Source organism: Planomonospora algeriensis, assembly GCF_977012225.1.
This window is the reverse complement of the sequence record NZ_CDRNDK010000450.1, coordinates 1-5,009: the sequence shown is the minus strand read 5'-3', so window position 1 is coordinate 5,009 and position 5,009 is coordinate 1. Positions and strand designations below refer to the sequence as shown.

Genomic DNA, 5,009 nt, shown 5'->3' with positions numbered 1-5,009 from the left:
AGCGGTGAAGGTCTCTCACCTCCACTCGACTCAACAGCGCCTCACGGCGCACCCACGACCTGCGGCACTACTACGCCTCGACCCTGATCGCGGCGAACCTCAATCCGAAGAGCATCCAGCGCCGCCTGGGCCACGCCACCATCGGCGAGACCTTCGACACCTACGGGCACCTGTTCCCGGACGACGAGGACCTCGGCCGGGGCGCCATCGACACTAAGATCAAGAAAGACCTGGCGGAACAGAGCCGGAACGAGAACGAAGCATGAACCCTCAGCCCCTGGTCAGAAGGGTGAGGCGGACGAGTCGGCCTGTAGGCCGGGTTCTGTCCTTCACTCGCGTGAAGGGGCGACCATCCATCTAGGGCCGGCGTTGCCGCCGGCCTCGAGCGGTCTACCCGCGCGGCTCGGGCGGGCAGCCCTCGAACGTCGCGCGCGGGACGCTCCTCGCGGAGCGTCCCTTCTTGACCTTGCTCCGGGTGGGGTTTACCGAGCCGCCCACGTCACCGTGGGCGCTGGTGGTCTCTTACACCACCGTTTCACCCTTACCCCTCTCGCGAGAGGCGGTCTGTTCTCTGTGGCACTGTCCCGCGGGTCACCCCGGGTCGGCGTTACCGACCACCCTGCCCTGTGGAGCCCGGACCTTCCTCGGCGGGCCCGCAAGGGACCCGACGCGGCCGCCCGGCCGGCTCGTCCGCCGTGCCGCCTAGCTTATCCGCTCCGGGGCGATCTCCGACCGGGGCCGTCGTCCGCCCGCCGCCCCGCCGTCAGCGCAGATGCGCGGTGTCGTTGAACGACTTCACCACCGCCGGGCCGTCGGCGTAGTACTCGATGCGGGACAGGCAGGCCAGATCGAGGTGCATGCGGTACAGCGCGGCGGGCGGAGCCAGCAGCGCGAGCCGGAGCAGCGTCTTGATCGGCGTCACGTGGGAGACGACGAGGACCGTCCTGCCCTCGTAGCGCTCGACGAGACCGTCCCGCACCGCCTCGACCCGCCGCGCCGCCGTCTCGAAGCTCTCCCCGCCCGGCGGCGCGACAGCCGGGTCCGACAGCCACGCCTTGAGCCCGTCCGGCCAGCGGCGCTGGATCTCGGTGAAGGTGTGGCCCTCCCAGTCGCCGAAGTCGACCTCCCGCAGGTCCTCCTCGACGACCACCTCCAGGCCGGTCCTGACGGCGACGGCCTCGGCGGTGGCCCGGGCCCGCCTGAGCGGGGAGCTGACGATCACCTGCACGCCGTACGGCGGCTGCGAGAGCCTGGCCGCGGCGGCCTCGGCCTGGGCGGCGCCGTTCGCGGTGAGCTCGGGATCCCCGAGGCCGGAGAACCTGCGTTCGACGGAGAGCGGGGTCTCGCCGTGGCGGAGCAGGATGAGAGTGGTGGCCGCGGTGGTGGGGGGGGCGCCAGCCGGTGCCCGGGGCGGTTCCGGTGACCGTACCCGCGGTCGCGGCCACCTTCGCCGGAAGGCCGGACGGGACCTCGGAGACGTCCGTCGCGTCGAAGAGGGACCCCTGGGCGGCGGGCGCGGAGGCTCCGGCCCGTCCGGCGGCCGGGGACGCGGCGGGCGTGGAGGCGGCGGGACCGGAGGACGAGGAGGCGGCCGGGCGCTCCGAGACGCGAGCGGCCCCGACGGTCGAGGTTCCCCCGCGCCCGGAGGCTCCCCCGATCGCGGAGGCTCCCCGATCGCAGGGGCTCCCCCGGTCACGGAGGCGGTCGAGCGCCAGGGTAGGCCCTTGGCGGCGGCGTCCATGGCCTCGTTGGCCAGGCGGTCGGCATCGGTGTTGCGCTCGCGGGGGATCCACTTCCAGGTGACCCGGAGGCGGCGGGCCAGGGCCGCGGCCTCCGAGGCGAGCGGGCGCAGACCCTCGTTCTTGATCTTCCAACGGCCGGCCATCTGCTCGACGACCAGCTTGGAGTCCATCCGCACCTCGACCGCCGCGCCGTCCCCGGCCAGGTCGAGCAGGACCCGCAGGCCGGCGATCAGCCCGCGGTACTCGGCGACGTTGTTGGTCGCGGTGCCGATCGCCGCGGCGTCCTCGGCCAGGATCTGGCCGTCGGCGGCGTCCTTGACCACCGCACCGTAACCGGCGGGACCGGGGTTGCCCCGGGACCCGCCGTCGGCCTCGACGAGATAGGACGTCACAGCCCGGACTCGGGGGTGCGGACCAGGATGCGGCGGCACTCCTCGCAGCGGATCACCTCGTCGTGCGGGGCGGCCTTGATGCGGTTGACGTCCGCGATGGACAGGCTCGTCCGGCAGCCCAGGCAGCGGCCGCCCTGGAGCATCGCGGCGCCGACGCCGGACTGCTCGCGGAGCTTCTCGTAGAGGGAGAGCAGGTCGGCGGGGACGTCGGCGGCGACGCCGGAGCGCTTGGCCTTCACCTCGCCGAGCTCCTTGTCGATCTCGGCGAAGGCGGCGTCCCTGCGGTCCTCGGCGGCGGCGCGGGCGGCGGAGAGCTCGTCGCGCTCGGCGGAGAGCTTGACGACCTGCCCGTCTGCGGCCTCGCGGCGCTCCATGATCTCCAGAACGACCTCCTCCAGGTCGCCCTGGCGGCGGGTCAGCGAGGCGATCTCCGACTGGAGGCTGGCCAGGTCCTTGGGGGAGGAGACCTGACCGGAGTCGAGGCGCTTCTGGTCCCGCTCGACGCGGACGCGGACCGAGTCGACGTCGGACTCGGCCTTGGACTGCTCCCTGGCCAGGTCGCCCGCCTCGGTCTCGGCGGCGATCACCTGGGTGGCCAGCCGGGCCACCCGGGCTGCGAGCTCGTCGATCTCGGCCAGCTCGGGCAGGGTGCGGCGGCGGTGGGCCAGCCGGTCGAGGACGGAGTCGACCTCGGCCAGGTCGAGCAGGCGCTTCTGGGATGCCGGGGCTGCTTTCACTGATTACCTCCAGCGTGGAAGCCCTGGCCTTCAGGCCGGGGAGAAAACGCGGAACGGTCGGTCATCGTGGTCTCCTTGATGGTGGTGTAGCCGTAGCCGTCCGCGCGTTGCAGCAACCGCACGTGGCGGTGGCCGATGCTCTGCACCAAGCCGCGGACGGTGCGGATGTTGAAGCTGCCGGTGGTGCGGACCGCGACCCGCCCGACATGGGTCCCGGCCTTCTTCCCGGCCGGGACGATCGCGCGGACCAGATCCCCGGTGGCGAACCCGTGCACCTGCTTGGTCCGGGGCCGCCGCAGCCGGGGAAAGCCGTACCGGTCCGGTGCGGTGCGGGCGTAGGAGCGCGCCCGGTCGCGGACGCCACCAGTACGGTCGACGGCCAGGAAACGACGGTCTCCATCTCACCGACGTGCAGGGCGTCCAGTGTGTGGGACTTCGGCGCTGCGGTCCGGTGCCGGTTCCACTTGGTACGTCCGCCCGAGACCGCGTGCACCGGCAGGCCGGTGGCCTCCAGCGCCCGCCGCAGTCTCTGCCGGGTCGCGTTCATGGCGGCGGCGTCCCGCAGCGGCGCCTTCGCCTGCGCCAGGATCCGGGCCAGACGCTGCGGGTCACCGGCCAGGAACTCCTCGACCCGCAGGGCGTTCTTGGCCTGGTTGCACGGTATGCACGCCAGGGTGAGGTTGCTGATCCGGTCGGAGCCGCCCCGGGCGCGGGGCCGGATGTGATCGATGTTCAGCGGGACGTTCTGCGCATCGCAGTAAGCACACCGCCGCTCCCACTTGGCCAGCAGGTATTCGCGGACCTCATATCCTGCCAGGGTGCCCTGCTGGTACTCCGCTCCCGACAGCGACCTCCCGGCCGCCATCGCGGAGGTGTCGAACGCAACCCGCTCCACGTGAATCGCCCGGATCGGCGCCCACCGGCGCAGCCGGGTGATCCACGACAGGGTGCCGTCGACGCGGTGGCGCAGCGACGGCGCCAGCCACCCCTTGGGCCGGGTCCGATTGTTGAACCGGGGGGCGCGGTAGCGCAGGTTCCGTGACCGGCGACCCCGCCGGTAGGCGGCGCGGGCGGTCAGCTTGTCGCGGATCCACCCGCCCCGATGGTCCAGTTGCAGGGCGAAGATCCCCCGCCGGACGCCGCCCGCCTGGGTGAAGATGCTGAGGCCGGTGTGGCGGCTGCCCGGATCGATGCCCGCCTCCACCCCGGCCACCCTGGAGTCGGCGACCGTACGGTCTTTGAGCCGGATGGCGAACGGTGTGTGCCGGACCACCACCGCCCTCCCCGATGCCAGCAGTTCGCGGGCACGCGCCGGATGGCACGGCATCAGCGGCTCGCCGTGCTTGTCGAGCACGAACACGGATGGGGCGTTACCGCCCCGCTCTCCCTCGGCGACCGCAGCCGCCTCGGGGTGACGCCCGCGCGCGCGGGTGCGCCACGCGCGGGTCTCCCCTCGCCCAGGTCCGATGCCCGGTACGCAATCGTCGCCGATCGTGTCTCCACGGGCCGTTTCGTCCCGACCCGGGGTGTCTGCTCCCGTGGATTCCAGAGCGGCGGGCTGAGGAAGCACCCGCCGGTGGGTCTGCCGTCGCACATCGGACGTAGCCATCACTTCGCACCTCCATCCGCTGATGACTGGGGCTGGTCAACGCGGGCTTGAGATACGGCGGTGCCGTACCTCACGCCCCGGCCTTCAGGCCGGGGTCATTGACTCTGCTGTTGTCGTCCATGCGTCCGTGACCGTCTCGGAGACACGTGCCTCAACATTAATCCCCCGCGCCGCCAACCCTGACGTCAGCCGCCGGGCGGCGTCGGCCAGCCAGGGCCATTCGGTGGCCCAGTGGGCGGCGTCGACGAGGGCGGGGCCGCCGCCGGAGGAGGACGCCTCGGCGAACTCGCTGGCCGGGTGGTGGCGGAGGTCGGCGGTGAGGAAGACGTCGACTCCGGCGGCGCGGGCCGTGCCCAGGAGGGAGTCGCCCGCTCCCCCGCTCACCGCGACCCGCAGGACCTCCCGGCCGAGGTCTCCGGCGACGCGCAGGCCGCCCGCCGTGCGGGGCAGTCCCCGGGCGGCCCGCCGTACGAAGTCGCGCAGGGGCGTCGGCTCGGGCAGCGAACCGACGCGGCCGAGTCCGCGGCGG

At 72.9% G+C, this 5,009-nt stretch carries 5 protein-coding genes and 1 other RNA gene; 1 reads left to right on the top strand and 5 read right to left on the bottom strand.

Annotation, left to right across the window (positions count from 1 at the left end):
• The first annotated feature begins 59 nt into the window (after positions 1-59).
• Positions 60-266, top strand: coding sequence for a tyrosine-type recombinase/integrase (locus tag ACWJ6R_RS29985; RefSeq protein ID WP_449065444.1), 207 nt, complete (start codon positions 60-62; stop codon positions 264-266).
• Positions 267-295: 29 nt separating this feature from the next.
• Here ACWJ6R_RS29985 and rnpB read toward each other — a convergent pair.
• The 5 genes from rnpB to ACWJ6R_RS29960 form a co-directional block, all read right to left on the bottom strand.
• Positions 296-689, bottom strand: an RNA gene (gene rnpB / locus ACWJ6R_RS29980) — RNase P RNA component class A.
• Positions 690-763: 74 nt separating this feature from the next.
• The gene (locus ACWJ6R_RS29975; RefSeq protein WP_449065443.1) at positions 764-2,134 is read right to left on the bottom strand and encodes a bifunctional RNase H/acid phosphatase; all 1,371 of its coding nucleotides are present in this window, start codon (positions 2,132-2,134) and stop codon (positions 764-766) included.
• A complete protein-coding gene (locus tag ACWJ6R_RS29970) occupies positions 2,131-2,871 on the bottom strand; it encodes a zinc ribbon domain-containing protein (RefSeq protein ID WP_449065442.1) in 741 nt (246 codons plus the stop codon). The genes ACWJ6R_RS29975 and ACWJ6R_RS29970 overlap by 4 nt, the downstream gene beginning before the upstream one ends.
• A gap of 61 nt (positions 2,872-2,932) precedes the next feature.
• Positions 2,933-4,231, bottom strand: coding sequence for an RNA-guided endonuclease IscB (gene iscB, locus ACWJ6R_RS29965; protein ID WP_449065441.1), 1,299 nt, complete (start codon positions 4,229-4,231; stop codon positions 2,933-2,935).
• A gap of 333 nt (positions 4,232-4,564) precedes the next feature.
• Positions 4,565-5,009 (bottom strand): Nif3-like dinuclear metal center hexameric protein (locus tag ACWJ6R_RS29960; protein ID WP_449065440.1); only part of this gene is annotated, 445 nt, incomplete at its 5' end.